Source organism: Flavobacterium johnsoniae, from assembly GCF_001879205.1.
Lineage (GTDB): Bacteria > Bacteroidota > Bacteroidia > Flavobacteriales > Flavobacteriaceae > Flavobacterium > Flavobacterium johnsoniae_A.
In genome coordinates this window covers 761,760-781,265 of sequence record NZ_MLFK01000005.1, presented here as the reverse complement: position 1 = coordinate 781,265, position 19,506 = coordinate 761,760, and the positions used below count along the sequence as shown (strand labels likewise).

The window sequence follows — 19,506 nt, the reverse complement described above, 5'->3', positions numbered from 1 at the left end:
TTGACAAAATATTACCTGATAATGCTTTGATGTTTATTTTTTATTACATTTAAATCGTGATATTATAATATGGAAAGAAATTATAAAATAACTGCTCAAACACATTATTACAGATTATTTTTACCCGTCTTAATTACAGTTATCGGAACAATTCTATTCGGCTGTCAAAATAAAGAAGATAAAAATCTGAAAGTTAAAAATGGTCAAGCTGTAAAAGATACCATTAAAAAAAAGCAAATACTTTCTAAGGAAATTTCAATAGATAATAAAAACACCGACCACACTATTGTTCAAACATCATCTAAAATTAATCACGTCGAACTTAAAAATTCAACACCAATAATTGAAAAAGAAGTTACGGGCGGCAAAAATTCAAAGCCCGATAATGAAAAAAAAGAAGGCCTCTCGCTGCCAGCAAAATCTCCTTCAAATTCTAACGCTGAATTCCCAGGCGGTATTGACCAATTTCATAGCTTTTTTATGAAAGAATATAAAAAGCCTGAAAACGTAAATTATTGGAAACTCAATTTCACACTTGCATTTGCAGTCGAAAAAAATGGCTCAGTATCTTTTATTGAATGCTCCCCAGGAGTTGAAGAACCTTTGGAGAAAGAAATTATTAGAGTTTTAAGTTTATGTCCTAAATGGATGCCTGGCGAATCGAATGGAAAAAAAATCAGGATGCAATATTCTGTTCCTATTTTATTGAAATAAGACTCCGCAAGAAAATTAAATTTAAAACCGTAAATTTGCTTTTTACCTTACAATGAAAAGCAATTTACTCTCCAACATACAAAATCCCGCCGATTTACGTCTTCTAAAAGAAGAACAGCTTACTCAGGTTGCGCAGGAACTCCGCCAGTTTATTATTGATATTGTTTCTGTAAAAGAAGGGCATTTGGGAGCGAGTTTAGGCGTAATTGAATTGACAATTGCACTGCATTATGTTTTTAATACGCCCGAAGATTTATTGGTTTGGGATGTAGGCCATCAGGCTTATGGGCATAAAATCCTGACCGAAAGAAGAGAAATTTTCCATACCAACAGACAAATAGACGGAATTTCCGGTTTCCCAAAAAGAAGTGAAAGTGTTTATGATACTTTTGGCGTTGGGCATTCTTCAACTTCTATTTCGGCAGCACTCGGAATGGCGATTGCTTCTAACCTAAAAGGCGAATTTGAAAAACAGCACATTGCCATAATCGGCGATGCTTCAATTGCAAGCGGAATGGCATTTGAAGGCCTGAATCATGCCGGAGTAACCGATGCTAATTTGCTGGTTATTCTGAATGATAACGCTATCGGAATTGACCCCAGCGTTGGTGCTTTAAAAAAATATCTTACCGCTGTTAAGGAAGGAAAAAATCCGAAGAAAAATAACATGATCAAGTCTCTGAATTTCGATTATTCGGGTCCTGTTGACGGTCATGATCTTCCTAATTTAATAAAAGAATTAAACAGGTTAAAAAATATAAAAGGCCCAAAATTTCTTCATATTGTAACTACAAAAGGAAAAGGATTGCAACAGGCCGAAGAAAATCAGGTAAAATACCATGCCCCTGGTAAATTTGATGCTTCAACCGGAGAAATTCATTTAAAATCTGAAGAAAACCTGCCTCCGAAATTTCAGGATGTTTTTGGATTAACGGTTTTAGATTTAGCCAAAAAGAACGAAAAAATAATCGGAATTACGCCTGCAATGCCATCCGGAAGTTCTTTAAAATTTATGATGGATGAACTTCCGGATCGTGCCTTTGATGTTGGAATTGCAGAACAGCATGCGGTAACCCTTTCGGCCGGAATGGCAACGCAAGGCATGATGGTATATTGCACTATTTATTCTACCTTTTTACAGCGCGCCTATGATCAGGTTATTCATGACGTGGCTTTGCAAAATTTGCCTGTGATTTTTTGCCTGGACAGAGCGGGCTTAGTTGGTGAAGATGGCGCAACACACCACGGCGTTTTTGATATTGCTTATCTGCGCTGTATTCCAAATCTGATTATTTATGCGCCCATTAATGAAATTGCACTTCAAAATATTTTATATACCGCCCAATTAGGCCTGAATAATCCTATTGCAATTCGATATCCGAGAGGGCGCGGCTTCCTGCCTAACTGGGAAGTAGAAAATTTCGGACATTATGAAAAAGTTAAAATTGGCGAAGGAAATTGTCTAAAAAGCGGTACAAAAACAGCTGTTTTATCTACAGGAACAATTGGAAATAACGTAATTCAGGCTTTAGCCGAATGCGACAATGCAGAATCTATTGCCCATTATGACTTTCCATTTATTAAGCCACTGGATATCAATTTGTTAAATTCTATTTTTTCAACTTTTGAAAACATAATTACAATAGAAGAGGGTGCAAAAAATGGCGGTTTTGGAAGTGCTGTTTTAGAATTTGCGGCCTTAAATAATTATAAAAATAATATTGAAATTTTGGGTATTCCAGATACGTTTATTGAGCACGGAACCGTACCACAGCTGCAACAATTGTGTAAAATTGACGTTAAAAGTTTAATAAATCTTTTTTCTAACGGCACAAAATAATTATTTTGCGGCACCTAAAAAAAACTAAAATCAATGAAATTATTACGTTCCACCTTCTTGCTTTTGTTGCTTTTGTGTACGTCAAAGAATTTTGCACAACTTATACAAACAACATTAGACCCAAATCAACAGCCAAAACCACCTTCTAACTGGACTAAAAAAAACCAACTGGGTTTTGATATTTCTGAAATCGCATTTGTAAACTGGAGTGCCGGGGGAACAAGTTCTATTTCTGGTTTATTTAAGGGTGAATTTGCAAGAACTTATGTAAAAGGAAATCATAAATGGTTCAATGAGATGATTGTGAAATATGGTTTAAATAAACAAGATGGTACAGAACTTAGAAAAACAGATGACGCCCTTTTAATAAACTCAACATACGGATTTAGAAAAGATACGGTTTCAAATTGGTACTATTCGGCTAAGTTTAATTTCAATACCCAATTTACAAACGGTTACAATTATCCAAATCGCGATATTGCCATCTCTAAACCTTTTGCACCAGCTTATATCTTTCTGGGAGCCGGAGCTGAGAATTCAAATAAAAAGAAAAACAGAACTTTTTACTTCTCTCCTATTACATTAAAAACAACTTTAGTATTAGATCAATATCTAGCAAACCAAGGTTCTTTTGGTGTTAAAAAAGCAGTTTACGCACCGGATCCATTAGATCCAAACAATCAAATTTTGGTTCAGGAAGGTCAGAAAGTAAAAGCGGAATTTGGTATTCTTTTTACAGGATACATGAAAAACGAAATCTATAAAAACGTTTTCTACGAAAACAGATTAAGCTTATATACAGATTATTTAAACCGTTTTGGAAACGTCGATGTTGATTATGATACTCGTTTAGACCTTGTTGTAAATGCTTATGTAAAAGCAAATATTGGAGTTCATTTAGTATATGATGATGATATTAAAACCAAAAAAGATGTTGTTGACCCTTCTACCGGATCAACGTCTCAGGTTAACGACGGTCCAAGAGCTCAGTTAAGACAAGTTTTAGGAGTTGGTTTAGTTTATGCCTTTCAATAAAAAAAGGATACTCGTTTATAAAGAAACAGCCCGTAAAGTATTTTACGGGCTGTTTCTTTATGGTTACTCAGATTCTAATTCTTTTTTCTTCCCTGAATCATTTCGTATAACTCTAAGGCATTCCCATCTGTTAAAAGAGAAACATAATGGCAAATATGAAGCAGACGCTCGTATAAATTGCCTTTTTCTAAATGATGTTTTTCCGGAAGCATCTTCAAAATCAATTTATCGTAATTTGATGCCGTTCCTTCGTATTTGTTATTAAAGGCCGTGATAAACTTATCCAGCAATGTTTGAATGATTTGATAGCCTACAATTTCTTTCTCGATAACTTCGCGGCTTTGATAGATTTTTTCAACGCTTAAGTTGATAATATCATTCATTTGTGCTTTGTACTTGCTTTTGTCCGTTAAAGCGAAAGGAAAGTTCCCTGCCAGAATTGCTTCTTCATTTTCTATAAAAACATCAACAGCATCGTTAATTAGAGCACCAATTGCCAAAGCACGCAAATAACTAATTCTATCTTCTTTTGTTTCCAGCAATTTATATTTAGCAACACCAATATTGTCTTTTACAAGCTTAATTAAATATTCTAAAGCATAATCTTCAGATACTAATCCTAAATTTATTCCATCTTCAAAATCGATAATGGTGTAGCATATATCATCTGCCGCCTCCACTAAATAAGCTAAAGGATGTCTTTCAAAACCAATATCTCCATCCTCTTTATTGGCGATTAATCCCATATCAGCAGCCACTTCTTCAAAAAAAGCTTTGTCTGTCTGGAAGAAACCGTATTTTTTATCTGCAATATTATTAGTTGGCTTTTTTGGGAGACTTTCTTTTGGATATTTCATAAAAGCGCCCAAAGTAGCATATGAAATTCGAAGTCCTCCTTCGATCCCGGGACGGCTTGCCGTTAATACTGAAAATCCATTGGCATTTCCTTCAAAATCAATCAAATCCTGCCATTGTTTTGCCGTTAATTTATCTTTGAATTTTAATCCTTTTCCGGTAGAAAAATATTCTCCAATTGCTTTTTCTCCTGAATGTCCAAAAGGAGGATTCCCTATATCATGTGCCAATGATGCAGCGGCAACAATAGCCCCAAAATCATTCATGTGATAACCGTGAACTTCTTTTAAATCAGGGTATTTTTCGATGATTTTTTTTCCAACCAAACGTCCCAAAGATCTTCCCACAACAGAAGCTTCTAAGCTGTGTGTTAATCGGGTATGTACGAAATCTGTTTTAGAAAGCGGAATTACCTGGGTTTTATCCTGTAAAGATCGAAACGCGGCCGAAAAAATAATTCGGTCATAATCGACCTCAAAACCTAATCGTGTATCGTCTTGTTCTACACGTAATCTTTTGTTTGTATCGCCTTGACGTTTTAATGATAAAAGTTGTTCCCAGTTCATTTTTGTATTTTAGATTTCAGATTAACGATTTTAGATTGATGATCTAAAAGGTCAAAAATACATTTTATTTTAGGATTTCATTCCATCAAAATAGACTATCCCTGTATAATTTAAAGATAAACCATTGCGCAGTCAGATTATTATTTTAAAACACAATGCTTTATTTAAGAATTACATTTTTGAAGTATTTGTTAAAAATAGCCAATGCCTCTGCTTTACTTTCGGTTGTTGGCGCAGCAGTATCTTTAAGCGAATAGTTCATTTTAAGCAATTCCCATTTTTGGGATCCGAGTTGATGAAATGGAATAATTTCAACTCGTTCAACCGTTTTGTAAGATCTAAAATGCTGTCCCCATTCTTCCAGATATTGAGGCTGATCTGTCCAGCCAGGAACCAGAACATATCGCAGCCACATAGGTTTACCGGTAGATTCTCTATAAGCAGCAACCTCTAATGTATTTTTATTGGTTAAACCCGTTAATTGATGATGTATTTTGTCGTTGATGTGTTTTACATCCAGCAATAAAAGATCTGTATTGTCAAAAAGTTCTTGTGCCTGATGGTTGTTAAGTCTTCCGTTTGTATCGAGACAAGTATTGATTCCTTCTTCATGCAGACGCTTAAAAAAATGAATTAATTTATTTCTTTGAAGTAAAGGTTCTCCGCCAGAAACGGTAACACCGCCTGTTTTTCCAAAATAACTTTTTTGACGAATGGCTCTTTTTACCAGTTCTTCTATTTCCACTAAAGAACCTCCTTTAACATCAAGCGTATCTGGATTTTGGCAGTACAAACACCTAAACTGGCATCCCTGAACAAATACAACCATCCTGATACCTGGTCCGTCATGAGTTCCAAAAGTTTCAAGCGAATGTATTCTTAAATGATCCGGATCGTCAATATTTAGTTTGGCAGCGTCAATATCTTGTAATGGAAAATACATAGTTTTTTAATAAAATTAAATAAAAAATAGGCTGACTAATTCCAGCCAGCCTATTTAAACTTTTCATGGCCTGCTTACATAGCTTCATGAAAAGTACGCGCTATAACTTCGAGCTGATGTGCTCTCGATAATCTCACAAAATTAACGGCATAACCCGAAACTCTTATGGTTAACTGCGGATGATTTTCGGGATGATTATAAGCATCCTGAAGTGTTTCGCGATTTAATACATTTACATTTAAATGATGTGCCATTTGTTCGAAATAGCCATCCAGAACGTTTACTAAATTACTTACTTGTTCTTCTCTGGTGTCTCCTAACGATTTTGGAATCATCGAAAAAGTATTCGAAATACCATCCTGCGCATCGTTATAATCTAATTTTGCAACAGAATTTAAAGAAGCAATCGCACCACTCGAATCACGTCCGTGCATTGGATTTGCTCCCGGGGCAAAAGACTCACCGTCTTTACGTCCGTCAGGAGTAGCGCCTGTATTCGTTCCGTACATCACATTCGAAGTAATGGTTAATAATGAAAGCGTTGGTGTTGCATTTTTATACGCTTCATGTCTTCTAAGTTCATTAATAAAGAAAGAAGTTATTTCCTTAGCAATCGAGTCTACTCTGTCATCATCATTACCAAACTTAGGATAATCTCCTTCAATATTAAAATCTACCGTAAGTCCGTTTTCATCTCTTACAGGTCTTACCGTCGCATATTTTATCGCTGATAATGAATCGGCTATAATAGAAATTCCTGCTGCCCCATAAGCAATATCCACATGAGGATCTGAATCTATCAAGGCCATTTGAGCTCTTTCGTAATAATACTTATCGTGCATGTAATGAATAATATACATTGATTTGGCATATACTCGAGCCAGCTCTTTAAGAGCATTTTTAAACGCAATATTTACTACTTTATAATCTAATACTTCGTCGTTTATAAACGGAATATCTTTCATGATTAATGTACCGCCACGTTCTTCTCTTCCTCCGTTTAAAGCAATTAACAAAGACTTAGGCAGATTGGCACGTGCTCCAAAATGCTGAATTGATTTTCCAATTTCCTGATGAGAAACGCAGCAAGCGATTCCATAATCATCGGAACCTCTATTGGTTCTCATTAAATCGTCGTTTTCATATTGGATAGACGACGTATCGATTGAAACCTGTGCACAGAAATCTTTAAATCCCTGCGGAAGATCTTCTGACCATAAAACGGTTAAATTGGGTTCTGGAGATGCGCCTAAATTGTATAAGGTTTGAAGAAATCTAAATGAGGTTTTGGTAACTTTAGTTCTGCCATCGTTAAACATTCCTCCAATACATTCTGTTACCCAGGTTGGATCTCCTCCAAATATTTCATCATAAGCTCCGGGTCTTAAATGACGAACCATTCGAAGTTTCATCACAAATTGATCTACTAATTCCTGTGCTTCATCTTCTGAAATTAATCCTTCTTTCAGATCTCTTTCTATAAAAATATCAAGGAAAGAAGATACATTTCCTAATGACATTGCAGCCCCATCTTGTTCTTTAACCGCAGCCAAATAAGCAAAATAAACCCATTGTACGGCCTCTTTTGCATTTTGTGCCGGAAGCGAAATATCAAATCCATAGTCAGCGGCCATTATAAGCATATCCTGCAAAGCACTAATTTGAGACGAAATTTCTTCACGCAAACGAACTTTATGTTCACTCATTTCTCCTGTAACTTTAGCGTGATCTTCTCTTTTAAAAGCAATAAGCTGATTAACTCCGTATAAAGCCATGCGACGGAAATCACCAATAATACGTCCGCGGGCATAATTATCAGGCAAACCTGTCAGAATGTGTTTAGAGCGGTAATCTCTAATTTCTTTATCATAAGCGTCAAAAACCTTTTCGTTATGATTTTTAGCATAATTAAAAATGTCTAAAACTCGGTCTGACACTTTTAATCCTCTTTCCTTTACGGCAGATTCTACTAATTTAATGCCGCCAAAAGGTTTCATTGCACGCTTTAACAGCTGGTCAGTCTGCAAGCCTACAATAACTTCATCTTCTCTATTAATATAACCGGGTTGAAATGAATTTATGGTTGAGATAGTTGCTGTATCTATTGCGAGACATCCATTATTGGCGCGTTCTTTTAACAGTTCCGCTTTACAGATATTCCACAAGTTTGTAGTTTTTAGCGATGGCCCGGTTAAAAAAGAGGCATCTCCTTTATAAGGAGTAACATTTTTTAATACAAAGTCCTGAACATTTACTGTTGTTTCCCATTTTCCGGGCGTAAATACATTTTTTTTGACACTTGTTTCCATAACTCAAATTGGTTTTTATATAGATTTATTGTACTCAAATTTCGTCAAATACAATGTCTAAAAACATGATATTAATCAATAATCAAATGTTATTTTAAAAAAAATGCAATTATTCAAGTAAAATTATCTCCAGTATTGCGAAATAACAAAAATACCTTTCTAAAAATCACCTTTGATTCGCAGTAAAGACGTTTTATTTTTTCAAAACTCTAATGCTGTGCTGTGTTTAATTTCTCCCATTACAAAAATACTGTTCGTATTTCCTATATTTTCAATAGTCGATAATTTATTCATTACAAAATCCTGGTAACTTTCCATATCCTGAACCAGAATTTTCAGCATAAAATCATAATCACCCGCAATATTGTAGCATTCTATAATTTCCGGAAGCGCTACAATATCTTTTACAAAATTGCTTCCTACATTTTTGGCATGCTCTTTTAAACGGACATTACAAAAAACGGTCATGCCCCGATTCATTTTTTTTCTGTCGAGCAACGCCACATATTTCGTTATAAATCCATCTCGTTCTAGTCTTTTTATTCGTTCGTAAACAGGCGTAACGGTCAGGAATAATTTGCTGGCAAGGTCTTTTGTGTTGATATTTGAGTTCTCCTGAAGGTGTTTCAGGATAAGCAGATCGGTTTTATCTAGATTTTCCATAGTTTTTTTTACGGTTAAAGGTTCATTTAAAAGAATTTTACAGTAATAAAATCTTTAAAAACAGCATTTAAAAATACATTTTACTGAAATAAACCTCAAATATAAGTTATAAAATCTAATACAATAAATTTGTTCAGTAAAAAATACTGAAATCAAAATGAAAACAAATAATTTAGGTTATCCAAGAATCGGGAGCAACAGAGAATTAAAAAAAGCCAGCGAACTGTATTGGGCAGGAAAAATTTCTGCAGATGAACTTTTGGACGCGGGAAAAGAAATTAGAATTAGAAACTGGCATTTACAATCAGAAGCCGGGGTTGATTTAATTCCGTCTAACGATTTTTCTTTCTATGATCAGGTTTTAGATCTAACTTTAACTGTTGGTGCAATTCCGCAGCGTTATCATGACCTTGCCAAAACAAATTCGTCTCTGGATTTATATTTTGCAATGGCAAGAGGTGCCCAAAAAAACGGGCAGGATGTTGTAGCAATGGAAATGACAAAATGGTTCGATACCAACTATCATTATATTGTTCCTGAGTTTACGAAGAACCAAAAATTTGAATTGTTTTCTGAAAAAGTAATCCATGAATTTAAAGAAGCAAATGATTTAGGAATTGCAACAAAACCAGTTTTAATTGGCCCCATTTCTTATTTGCTTTTAGGAAAAGAAAAAGAAGAAGGTTTTCACCGAATTGATCTTATCGACAAATTACTTCCGGTTTACTTCGAAATTTTCGAAAAACTACAAGCAGAAAATGTGGAGTATATTCAATTAGACGAACCTTTCTTAGCTTTAAATTTAACAGACAAAGAAAGAAATACATTTACAGAAGTTTATAACGAAATCAACATTCGTTTCCCAAAAATTAAAATCATCCTGGCAAACTATTTTGATTGCTTCGGAGAAAATCTTCAAACCGCTTTGGCTTTGCCGGTTGACACTTTCCATTTAGATTTAGTTCGTTGTCCGTTACAATTAGACGATATTTTAGAATCAGGAAAACTGGCTTCGAATGTAAATCTTTCATTGGGAGTTGTTGACGGAAGAAATATCTGGAAAAATGATTTTAAAAAATCATTGGAATTAATTAAAAAAGCGACCGATGCCTTAGGCGAAAACAGAATTTTGGTAGCGCCCTCTTGTTCTTTAATTCACAGTCCGTGCGATTTGGATTTAGAAACAAACGATCAGACTCTTACGCCGGAAATTAAACAATGGCTGGCTTTCGCGAAGCAGAAAATAAACGAAATTGTACTTTTAAAACAATTCGCTTCAAACGAAATTGATACTGAAAATTCTGTTGATTATCAACGAAATGTAATCGCAAATGACAACCGTAAAACTTCAAAATTAATTCATAATAACGAAGTTAAAGCACGTGTTGCCGGTATTACAGCTGCCGATGACAAACGTAAAAGTACTTTTGCCACAAGAAGAAAAAGCCAGATCGAAGCTTTAAATCTGCCTTTATTCCCAACTACTACAATCGGATCTTTTCCTCAAACAGCCGAAGTAAGAAGCTGGAGAGCAAAATTCAAAAAAGGCGAATTAACGACAGAACAGTACAATGATTTAATCGAAAAAGAAACTGAAGCTACGATTCGTTTTCAGGAAGAAACCGGAATCGATGTCTTGGTTCACGGAGAATTCGAACGTAATGATATGGTGGAATACTTCGGCGAGCAATTATCCGGATTTACTTTTACAAAAAATGGCTGGGTTCAGAGTTACGGAAGCCGCTGTGTAAAACCTCCGGTTATTTACGGTGACGTTTCAAGACCAACTCCTATGACCGTAAAATGGTCAAAATATGCACAATCTTTAACTCCAAAATGGGTAAAAGGAATGCTTACTGGACCTGTAACTATTTTGCAATGGTCGTTTGTTCGTAACGATCAGCCTCGTTCTGAAACTTGTACACAAATTGCTCTGGCTATTCGTGATGAAGTTGTCGATTTAGAAAAAGCAGGAATCAAAATCATTCAAATCGATGAACCGGCAATTCGCGAAGGTTTGCCTTTGAGAAAAGAAGAATGGGCAAACTATCTTGACTGGGCTGTAAAAGCGTTTAGAATTTCGGCAAGCGGTGTAAACGATGATACGCAAATCCATACACATATGTGCTACAGTGAATTCAACGATATCATTCAAAACATTGCCGATATGGATGCCGATGTGATTACAATCGAATGTTCTCGTTCGCAAATGGAACTTCTAGATGCTTTTGCCAACTTTAAATATCCAAACGAAATTGGTCCCGGAGTTTACGATATTCACTCGCCTCGTGTGCCGTCAAGTACAGAAATGGTTCGTTTACTGGAAAAAGCTTCGGCTGTAATTCCGGTAGATCAATTATGGGTTAATCCTGACTGTGGTTTAAAAACACGTCATTGGGATGAAACCAAAAAAGCATTAATCGAAATGGTTGCAGCCGCTCAGGAAATGAGAACTGCAGTTGAAAACCCTGTAAGTTAACAGTTTTATTTAGATATATTTTTGTTTTTAATGCCTGCGGGTGAAGTCGGAAATTAGTTATGATTTAGTTTCGGTTTCACTTCGCAGGCATTCTTTTTTTGAAACAGCGAGTTTCTGTTTTCAAAACAAGATCGGGGCTAAACAACTATTTTAGTTTTCATAAAACCTTTATCAAAAAAAAAGCATCCGCCGGAGCGAATGCTTTTCTGAAATTGAATATAATCTAAGATTAGAAGTTTTTAGAAATTCCAATGTTAAATGTTTGACCGAAGTTAAAGTAGAATTTGTTAACATCTGGACCATTGTTGTCATAGCTTAATGTTTCGTATCCTAAACCACCAATACTAAAGTTCAAACCAAAACCTTTTTTCATGTTAATGAAAAGAGCAGGAGTTACACCAACATACATTCCATCTGCTTTAGATTTAGAAAAAGCGTTAGCAGGCCCGTATACTTTAGATTTAGCATTTTGGAAACCAGCGCCCATATCTGCAAAAACAGAAAAAGTCTCACTCAATGGCACTGAGTAACGAACAAAAGCTCCTAATTTGAAACCATTGTCTTTAATTTCTCTTGCACCGTTGTCATCTGTAGAAGAAGATACTGTAAATTCACCCCCAACAGTCCAGTTATCGTTAAATTGGTAACCAACTTTTGGAGAAAAGCTAAACTCATTTGTTTTTGTTTCGCTGAATTGGTATTCTTTCTTTTCAGACGTGTAACCGATGTTTCCACCAACTAAAATTGTTCCTTTTTGAGCGTTTGCGAAACTGCAGATAGCCAATGCAGCCATCACTAGAATTTTTTTCATAATTTGGGTATATTTTATTTTAGCATTCCTTTAACAATAACGATGCCGTGAATACTGGGGCTTTCATTTTTTTTATAATTATTTTAAGAGATGAATTTTTAGTAATAGACACTATTTCTGTTTACTTTTGTAACAAATAAAAAGTCATGTCGATAGAAGTAAACAGTATATCAAAAAGTTACGGAGAGCAAAAAGCTTTAAATGAAATTTCTTTTAAAATTGAGAAAGGAGAAATCGTAGGATTTCTTGGTCCAAACGGAGCCGGAAAATCTACCTTAATGAAAATTTTGACCACTTATTTACTTGCCGATAGTGGCTCAGCCCTTGTAAATGGTCACGATGTCATGACAAACCCAAAATTGGTTCAGCAATCGATAGGATATTTACCAGAGCATAATCCGCTGTATTTGGATTTGTATGTTCGTGAGTATTTGGCTTTTAATGCCGATGTTTATAAGGTGCCAAAATCAAGAATTGAAGAGGTAATTCAACTGACAGGACTGACACCGGAAAGCCATAAAAAGATCAGTCAGCTCTCGAAAGGATACCGCCAGCGTGTTGGACTTGCCAACGCCTTATTGCATAATCCGGATGTCTTGATTTTGGATGAGCCTACTACAGGACTGGACCCTAATCAGTTAATGGAAATTCGAAATGTAATTAAAAATGTGGGTAAAGATAAAACGGTTTTTTTATCAACTCACATCATGCAGGAAGTCGAAGCCATTTGCGATCGTGTCATAATTATTGACAAAGGACAAATCGTTGCCGATAATAAATTAGACCATTTGGTGGCCGCCAATAAAGAACAAGTAATCGAGGTAGAATTTGATTATCAGATAGAAGAGCAGCTTTTAGCAAAACTGGAAAACATCTCTTCATACAAAAATACGCATGACATGACATGGGAACTGACTTTTGTTACCGAAAAAGATATGCGCCCGGCAATTTTTGATTTTGCCAACGAAAATGGATTAAGAACTTTACAATTGAATCAAAAAAATAAAAACCTGGAAGCTGTTTTTAGAGAAATTACTAAGTAGCTTTTTTTAGTCTCAGTTTACAGTCTCAGTTTACAGTCTCAGTTTATAGTCTCAGTTTATAGTCTCAGTTTATAGTAAAACCAATTTATTCTAAGAATAAATTGGTTTTTGTTTTTATAAGAATTTCTTGTTTCTCATAATTCCACTTTTTTGCCCCAAGTCTTAATTACTCTCTATCAAACGATTGGCATCTTTTATGCAATTTTTAACTATTTTTATTTAGACTTGTTATAAATAGTGTTATATTTGCGAACACAAATCCCATAATACCACCAAAATGTCATCCTTATTTTATCATACAAAAATATTTTTCTTTTCAATTTTAAATCAAACTGAAAGCTTTCAAAAAAAACTTTCGGATAAAATTGAACAAATCGTTTTACAATAAAAAAATAAAGCCCATTTAAAAAATTAAAAGCCCAAAACGACATGAAAAATATTCTAACTTCAATTATGCTGGCATTTTCCGTATACTCCTATTCTCAAACCGAACAGGAAAATGACAGTATAGTTGAAACATCAATTAATGTTTTAGATGAAATTGTAATTACAAAAAAGAAAGTTTTATATACTCAAAAATCAGATCGTTTGGTTTTTAATGTCGAAAACAGCATTGTTTCTGAAGGCGGAACAGCATTAGACGTTTTATCACGTGCTCCTGGTGTAGTGGTTTCCCAGGATGGAGATTTATCTATTCGCGGACAGCAGGGAGTTGCCGTAATGATAAATGGTAAATTAACGCAGCTTTCGCAGAAAGAATTGGCCAATTATTTAAAATCGACTACCTCATCCAATATTAAACAAATTGAGGTTATTACCAATCCGTCGTCAAAATACGATGCAGCCGGAAAAGCCGGAATTATCAATATTATTCTAAAAAAACCTAGTACCTCAGGATTAAAAGGCACTGCTTTTACAAGTTATGGAAGAGGTCGAAAAAACAGAACCAATTCTGGAGTAAACCTAAGTTACAACAAAGACAAATTAGGCGTTTATGGTAATTACAGCTATACTTTTAGAGGAGAAGAAGAACGCAAAGAGTTCAATCAAACACAATATACAGATCAAACCCGTCAACAGATTTCGACAACAAACCATCAGACTTCCATTACGGACGAGCCTTTAACTTCAAATAATTTTAAAATTGGAACGCAATACGAAATTTCTCCAAAAACAAATATTGAAGTCTATGTCGATGCAAAAATCGGGCGATATGAAAACATAGCCGATGGTACAAATACATTATTAAACGCTATCAATCAGCCACAATTTGATGCCGTAACTTATAATGACAGTAAAGAAAAATGGTTTGATTACACGTATGCTCTCTCAGGAGTTCACAAGTTTAATACCGAAGGAAAAAATATGTCTTTTGATTTTGAATACGAAACTTCAAAATTCAGATCAAATCAATTTCAAAGTGCAAACGATATTACAAACGCAGCTGAAATTAATGACCGAAGAGGTTATATTCCGTCTCAATTAAGAGTTTTTACAGGAAAGGTTGATTTTACTAATCCGCTTAAAGAAAAACAATCTATTGAATGGGGATTTAAAGCAAGTTTAAAAAACAACGATAATCCATCTGTTTATGAGTATTACGCCAATAACCAATGGCAGATTGATCCTAATTCAACAAATCATTTTGAGTATAAAGAGCAAATTTATGCTGCGTATGCCAATTATAAATACCAGCTTGGCAATTTAAACATTCAGGGAGGCTTACGATCAGAATATACGGCGATTGATATTTTGCAAAAAACCTTAAATGAAGAACATCAGGATGATTATTTAAAATGGTTTCCTAGTCTTTCATTAAAATATGAATTTACGAGCAGTCATTCCGTTCATGCTTCTTACAGCAAACGAATCAACAGACCTAGCCAGTTCGATTTGAATCCGTTTCGTTTTTATGATGATTCGTTCAATTACTCGCAGGGAAATCCAAATTTAGTTCCTGAAATTACACATGCAGCAGAAATTGGATATGCATGGAAAAGCAATTTTATGGCTTCTTTATATTTCAATACAACTAAAGATGTTTTTACAGAAGTTTATGTTTACAATCCCGATAATAATACCACAATAACATCACAGATAAATGTATCGAAATCATACAACTATGGTGCAAACGTTACCAACACAGCCGAACTTACTAAATATTGGTCAGTAAATACCCTTTTGAATGTTTTCGAAAATAGATTTATGGGTAATGTACTTAATTCGACTACAATTGAACCTATTGTGACTTTAAATTTAAGCGTACAAAACTCGTTTACGATAACTGAAACCTTAAAAGCCGAAGCAAATGCACAATATCAGTCAAAATCAAATCTTGGTGTGTATCAAAGAGATGGATTCTTTGATTTGAGTATTGGAATTTCTAAACAGGTTTTGGCAAAAAAAGGAAATATCAAATTGAATGTTACTGATGTTTTTAATACGAATAACTTTTACATCAACTCTGTTGTTGCACAAACTGCTATAAACAAACGATATGACCTAGATAATCGTATCGCAACATTAGCCTTTACATATAGAATTTAAATCCCCTTGAACTTGTTTTTTTGTTTTTTATTTTTTTTTGAAAGAGAAGAGCCTGCTAATTAGACAGGCTCTTTTTATTTTGGGTTTAATAATCTAAATCGTCAAGCACTGCCTTCATCTCTTCAATAACAATTTTAATATCTTCTTCGGTTGTTCTCCAATTTACAAATGAAGCCCTAATTCCTTTGCGGTTTTGGTAAACGGTCGGTGTCATAAACACTTTTCCGGTATCATTTAATTTTGTCAAGAATTGCAATGTTTTATCCTGATTCTCCTCACCTTTTAAGGTAAAACAAACATTGTTTAAGCGAATTGGAGCCATAAGTTCAAAATCACCATTTTCGATTAGGGCATTCCCAAAATGAAGTGCCAGTAAAGTACTTTTCTCTATAATATCACAAAATCCTTCTTTGCCATAGGCTATCAAAGAAAACCAAACTGGCAAAGCTCGCAAACGGCGTGAGTTTTCCGGAAGCACATTTAAATAATTAAAGTTCTCCAGCGCATTTCCTAAATAAGGGGCGTTTGAGTTCTGAAATGTTTCAATCTGCAAGTTTAAGTGCTCTTTCTTTATCAAATAAAAAGCACTTTCATAAGGTACATTCAGCCATTTATGACAATCAATTGTGACACTGTCGGCATTTTCCCATCCTTTAACATAGTGTTTATACTTCTCCGAAACCGCGGCAAAACCTCCAAAAGCAGCATCAATGTGCCACCAGAAATTGTATTTTGCTTTTAGATTTAAAATCGCTTCAAAATCGTCAAAATCGGCTGTATTTACAGTTCCGGCGCTGGAAATTAAGATAAAAGGTTTCCCGTTTAATGCTTTGATTTTTTCTTCTAAATCATCAAGATCCAATGCTTCACGATTTCCTGCAATTGTATTGACAACAGTATAATTCTGACTTCCAATTCCTAACATCGATAATGATTTTATAGAAGAAGAATGCGGTGTCGCAGTTAAAATATTGATTGATTCAGAAATTCCGTTTTTAGCAAAATCTTTTCCAAACTGCTTTCCAAACCATTGTCTCGCTACTCCCAGACAAGTAAAGTTTGACATTGCTGCCCCAGTTACAAATCCACCCAAAAAAGAATCAGGAAGTTCCAGCAATTGCAATAACAAATTAATGGTTTCAAATTCGATTAATGCCGAATTTCCGCCTTGAGAGGTAACTGATTGCGTATTCTGATCATAAACCGATGCCAGCCAATCGCCAACAATAGAAGCTGGAGTTGAACCTCCGGTTACAAATCCCCAGTAACGCGGCCCTGGAGATGAAACCAACAAAGGCGCTAATCTTTCCTTAAACTCCTTTAATGCTTGTTCTGAACCTAAGCCTAATTCATTTAAATCCCGCTTCGGATCAATTTTATTTTTATTGGATGTTGGAATATTTTCCAAATTATTCAGAAAATTAATTCCCTGCTGTTTGGCTTTTTCTAAGATATTTTCGAAATCGTTTAGATCGTGCTGTAATATTGAATTCATATAATTTTTATTTGAATGAACTGCTAATTTTGCTTCACGCAGATAAAGCAGATTTAAATTTGGGAATTTGGGATTTGGTTTTAAAAACTTGGTTTTAAGCTACCACTTGGTTTTCTCAGAGAATCTCGAAACCATCATAGAACAAATTACGTCGCCGTTTGCGTTTAATAAAGTAGCAATTGGATCAACCAGAGTTCCTAAAATCATGGCAACCGGCAAAGCTTGTTCCATCGGGAAACCGTAAACCGTTATGGCAAGAATTTCGCCAATATAACCTCCATTCGGGATTCCGCCTTCAACAATAGAAACAATTACAGTAATGCCTAAAGCCAAAAGAATTGTCATAGGATCTGTAAAATCTTTCCCAAACATGGCAAATAAAAAAGTTATTTTTAAGATGGATGACATACTCGACCCGTCTTTGTGCAAAGGTGCTCCAAGCGGAATTACCAAATTACGAACATGTGCCGGGATTCCCATTTTTTCTGCAGCTTCAAGATTGGCAGGAATTGTCGCAATACTGCTGCAAGTTCCCACTGCGGTTAAAGAAGGGGTAATATTATTGCTCCAAAAAACTTTAAAAGCTCTCTTTCCACCCGCTGCAAGCGCATACAAACTAAAAAACACAAAGAAATAAAAGACACAGGCCGCATAATAAACTGCCATAGGTTTTGCATAAACTCCAAACAACTGCGGTCCGAAAATACCAACCTGATACGCAAAATACGCTCCCAAACCAATTGGGGCAAATTTCATTATGATGTTTAATAATTGTTTCATGACTTCGTTCCCGGAATCGAGAAAACCCTTAAAAGCGTTTCCTTTTTCGCCAGACTGCAATGTTGCAAATCCAATTAAAAAAGAAAAAATAATCAACGCAAGCATACTTTTTCTAGACAACAATTCGAAGAAATCATTTGCCGTCAAGAGTTTCGCAATTTGATCTCCAGCCGATCCTGATTCAATTTCTTCAAACGGAACTTTAGTTATCGCAATATCCTGATGAATAGGAAAAAGATATACAGCGCAAATCATTACAATGGCCGAAATAAGAAGCGTAGCCAGAAAAACCAATACCATAATAACAAACAGTTTTCCTAATTTTTCTGTCCTCTCCAAATTAGCAATTGAAGAACCTATTGTAAAAAAGATAAGCGGAATAATAGCTGTAAAAAGTAAGTTTAGAAAAATATCACCAATTGGTTTTATTACCAAAACTTTTTCACCAAATACCAATCCGAAAATACTTCCTATTATAATACCACCCAGAAGCAGAAGTATGCTGCTGTAATTCTGTAAAAAATTGATTTTTTTAACTTCCATAGTGATGTAAGGATTTAGAATTCGGCAATATAAACAAATATCTTAACACATAGAGACATAGAAAAGCTTTGTGTATAAAGGCATTTCATTTGCTTAAACAAACATAGCAAGGTGTGAAAAATGTATTTTTCGTTTTGTTCTTTTCAATTAAACTAAAAACCTATGTTTGTATGTGTTTAAGTTTTATTTCTCCAGAACAATAGTTGTAAAAGCCCTGTCAACTAATTCTCCTGTTTTGCTTTTTACTTTTTCTGTCTGCGTTTCTGTATAAACAATCGTAAAAGGTGTTTTCTCAATTAATTTCTGTGCTTTTTCGGTACTGTAAAGTTCAAATTCAAATTGAGTAAACGGAAGTTTCTTCATGAAATCTTCTTCGGCAAATGTTAGGCAGAAATTCCCATCTGGTTTTAGAACCCGGTAAATTTCTAAAAGTAATTTTTCCGGTTCCTGCCAAAAGTAAATTGTATTAACGGTAAATATTTTATCGAAATATTCGTCTTCAAACGGAATTTTATTTCCGTCATAAAGAGAAAAGAAAGCTTGTTTTTGAGAGACAAAATTTCTGTTAATCTGGCGCGCTTCCTGAAACATTAGTTCCGACATTTCCAGTCCGTAATATTTCAGATTTTCTGATTGTTCAAATAGAAATTCAAGATGTCCTGCGTTTCCATGTCCCAATTCCAGAATTTTATTTTCTTTGGAAATATTTAGATTTTGAATTGAATGACGAGTCATATTGATGTTCGTTTCGTTCATCATATTCCCCATCTCGATTCCTTTTTCTCCTGTTGGATTTTTTAGTTGAGAGGCTATGGCTTGTAGTTCTTCTTGTTTCATGATCTTTAAAGTTAAATTCCAATTTAAAAAAAATCCAAATTCTAAG

The 19,506-nt window shown here is 34.8% G+C and carries 14 protein-coding genes; 6 read left to right on the top strand and 8 right to left on the bottom strand.

What is annotated here, in order from left to right; translation table 11 throughout:
- Positions 1 to 69: 69 nt before the first annotated feature.
- From BKM63_RS08635 to BKM63_RS08625, 3 genes are read left to right on the top strand one after another with little or no spacing between them, the layout of a single operon-like run.
- Entirely contained in the window at positions 70 to 714 is a 645-nt protein-coding gene (locus BKM63_RS08635) for a hypothetical protein (protein WP_071636194.1), read from the top strand.
- A 52-nt stretch (positions 715 to 766) separates the two neighbouring features.
- Complete coding sequence (locus tag BKM63_RS08630) at positions 767 to 2,554, top strand: 1-deoxy-D-xylulose-5-phosphate synthase (protein WP_071636193.1); 1,788 nt, start codon at positions 767 to 769, stop codon at positions 2,552 to 2,554.
- A gap of 33 nt (positions 2,555 to 2,587) precedes the next feature.
- The gene (locus BKM63_RS08625) at positions 2,588 to 3,589 is read left to right on the top strand and encodes a DUF3078 domain-containing protein (protein ID WP_071636192.1); all 1,002 of its coding nucleotides are present in this window, start codon (positions 2,588 to 2,590) and stop codon (positions 3,587 to 3,589) included.
- A 74-nt stretch (positions 3,590 to 3,663) separates the two neighbouring features.
- On the opposite strand, the gene BKM63_RS08620 is transcribed toward BKM63_RS08625, so the two are convergent.
- From BKM63_RS08620 to BKM63_RS08605, 4 genes are all read right to left on the bottom strand, one after another.
- A complete protein-coding gene (locus BKM63_RS08620) occupies positions 3,664 to 5,010 on the bottom strand; it encodes a deoxyguanosinetriphosphate triphosphohydrolase (protein WP_071636191.1) in 1,347 nt (448 codons plus the stop codon).
- Positions 5,011 to 5,170: 160 nt separating this feature from the next.
- Positions 5,171 to 5,953 (bottom strand): pyruvate formate-lyase-activating protein, encoded by a 783-nt coding sequence (pflA, locus tag BKM63_RS08615; protein WP_071636190.1) that lies wholly within the window; start codon positions 5,951 to 5,953, stop codon positions 5,171 to 5,173.
- Positions 5,954 to 6,027: 74 nt separating this feature from the next.
- Positions 6,028 to 8,262 carry a formate C-acetyltransferase gene (gene pflB / locus BKM63_RS08610; RefSeq protein WP_071636189.1) on the bottom strand — a complete coding sequence of 745 codons (2,235 nt, stop codon included), beginning with the start codon at positions 8,260 to 8,262 and terminating at the stop codon, positions 6,028 to 6,030.
- A gap of 201 nt (positions 8,263 to 8,463) precedes the next feature.
- On the bottom strand, positions 8,464 to 8,925 hold the full coding sequence (locus BKM63_RS08605) for an Lrp/AsnC family transcriptional regulator (RefSeq protein WP_071636188.1): 462 nt from the start codon (positions 8,923 to 8,925) through the stop codon (positions 8,464 to 8,466).
- 157 nt (positions 8,926 to 9,082) lie between these two features.
- Here BKM63_RS08605 and metE point away from each other — a divergent pair, with 157 nt between their 5' ends.
- Positions 9,083 to 11,404 (top strand): 5-methyltetrahydropteroyltriglutamate--homocysteine S-methyltransferase, encoded by a 2,322-nt coding sequence (metE, locus tag BKM63_RS08600; protein ID WP_071636187.1) that lies wholly within the window; start codon positions 9,083 to 9,085, stop codon positions 11,402 to 11,404.
- 229 nt (positions 11,405 to 11,633) lie between these two features.
- On the opposite strand, the gene BKM63_RS08595 is transcribed toward metE, so the two are convergent.
- Positions 11,634 to 12,215 carry an outer membrane beta-barrel protein gene (locus BKM63_RS08595; RefSeq protein WP_071636186.1) on the bottom strand — a complete coding sequence of 194 codons (582 nt, stop codon included), beginning with the start codon at positions 12,213 to 12,215 and terminating at the stop codon, positions 11,634 to 11,636.
- A 146-nt stretch (positions 12,216 to 12,361) separates the two neighbouring features.
- Here BKM63_RS08595 and gldA point away from each other — a divergent pair, with 146 nt between their 5' ends.
- Together gldA and BKM63_RS08580 are read left to right on the top strand one after the other, a co-directional pair.
- Complete coding sequence (gene gldA / locus BKM63_RS08590) at positions 12,362 to 13,258, top strand: gliding motility-associated ABC transporter ATP-binding subunit GldA (RefSeq protein ID WP_071636185.1); 897 nt, start codon at positions 12,362 to 12,364, stop codon at positions 13,256 to 13,258.
- 429 nt (positions 13,259 to 13,687) lie between these two features.
- Positions 13,688 to 15,805, top strand: coding sequence for a TonB-dependent receptor domain-containing protein (locus BKM63_RS08580; protein WP_071636183.1), 2,118 nt, complete (start codon positions 13,688 to 13,690; stop codon positions 15,803 to 15,805).
- An 85-nt stretch (positions 15,806 to 15,890) separates the two neighbouring features.
- Here BKM63_RS08580 and BKM63_RS08575 read toward each other — a convergent pair whose 3' ends face one another.
- The 3 genes from BKM63_RS08575 to BKM63_RS08565 all read right to left on the bottom strand — a co-directional run bounded on the left by BKM63_RS08575 (position 15,891) and on the right by BKM63_RS08565 (position 19,460).
- Positions 15,891 to 17,300, bottom strand: coding sequence for a pyridoxal phosphate-dependent decarboxylase family protein (locus tag BKM63_RS08575; protein WP_071636182.1), 1,410 nt, complete (start codon positions 17,298 to 17,300; stop codon positions 15,891 to 15,893).
- Between the two features lie 99 nt (positions 17,301 to 17,399).
- Positions 17,400 to 18,623: a dicarboxylate/amino acid:cation symporter gene (locus BKM63_RS08570; RefSeq protein WP_071636181.1), complete on the bottom strand. Its 1,224-nt coding sequence runs from the start codon at positions 18,621 to 18,623 to the stop codon at positions 17,400 to 17,402.
- A gap of 183 nt (positions 18,624 to 18,806) precedes the next feature.
- The gene (locus BKM63_RS08565) at positions 18,807 to 19,460 is read right to left on the bottom strand and encodes a class I SAM-dependent methyltransferase (RefSeq protein WP_071636180.1); all 654 of its coding nucleotides are present in this window, start codon (positions 19,458 to 19,460) and stop codon (positions 18,807 to 18,809) included.
- Between the last annotated feature and the right edge of the window lie 46 nt (positions 19,461 to 19,506).

Bases quoted from the DNA above. Each gene is read 5' to 3' on its own strand.
- metE (WP_071636187.1), top strand. From the start codon at position 9,083: ATGAAAACAAATAATTTAGGTTATCCAAGAATCGGGAGCAACAGAGAA.
- pflA (WP_071636190.1), bottom strand. From the start codon at position 5,953: ATGTATTTTCCATTACAAGATATTGACGCTGCCAAACTAAATATTGAC.
- BKM63_RS08595 (WP_071636186.1), bottom strand. From the start codon at position 12,215: ATGAAAAAAATTCTAGTGATGGCTGCATTGGCTATCTGCAGTTTCGCA.
- BKM63_RS08580 (WP_071636183.1), top strand. From the start codon at position 13,688: ATGAAAAATATTCTAACTTCAATTATGCTGGCATTTTCCGTATACTCC.
- BKM63_RS08620 (WP_071636191.1), bottom strand. From the start codon at position 5,010: ATGAACTGGGAACAACTTTTATCATTAAAACGTCAAGGCGATACAAAC.
- BKM63_RS08630 (WP_071636193.1), top strand. From the start codon at position 767: ATGAAAAGCAATTTACTCTCCAACATACAAAATCCCGCCGATTTACGT.
- gldA (WP_071636185.1), top strand. From the start codon at position 12,362: ATGTCGATAGAAGTAAACAGTATATCAAAAAGTTACGGAGAGCAAAAA.
- BKM63_RS08625 (WP_071636192.1), top strand. From the start codon at position 2,588: ATGAAATTATTACGTTCCACCTTCTTGCTTTTGTTGCTTTTGTGTACG.
- BKM63_RS08565 (WP_071636180.1), bottom strand. From the start codon at position 19,460: ATGAAACAAGAAGAACTACAAGCCATAGCCTCTCAACTAAAAAATCCA.
- BKM63_RS08635 (WP_071636194.1), top strand. From the start codon at position 70: ATGGAAAGAAATTATAAAATAACTGCTCAAACACATTATTACAGATTA.
- BKM63_RS08605 (WP_071636188.1), bottom strand. From the start codon at position 8,925: ATGGAAAATCTAGATAAAACCGATCTGCTTATCCTGAAACACCTTCAG.
- pflB (WP_071636189.1), bottom strand. From the start codon at position 8,262: ATGGAAACAAGTGTCAAAAAAAATGTATTTACGCCCGGAAAATGGGAA.
- BKM63_RS08570 (WP_071636181.1), bottom strand. From the start codon at position 18,623: ATGGAAGTTAAAAAAATCAATTTTTTACAGAATTACAGCAGCATACTT.
- BKM63_RS08575 (WP_071636182.1), bottom strand. From the start codon at position 17,300: ATGAATTCAATATTACAGCACGATCTAAACGATTTCGAAAATATCTTA.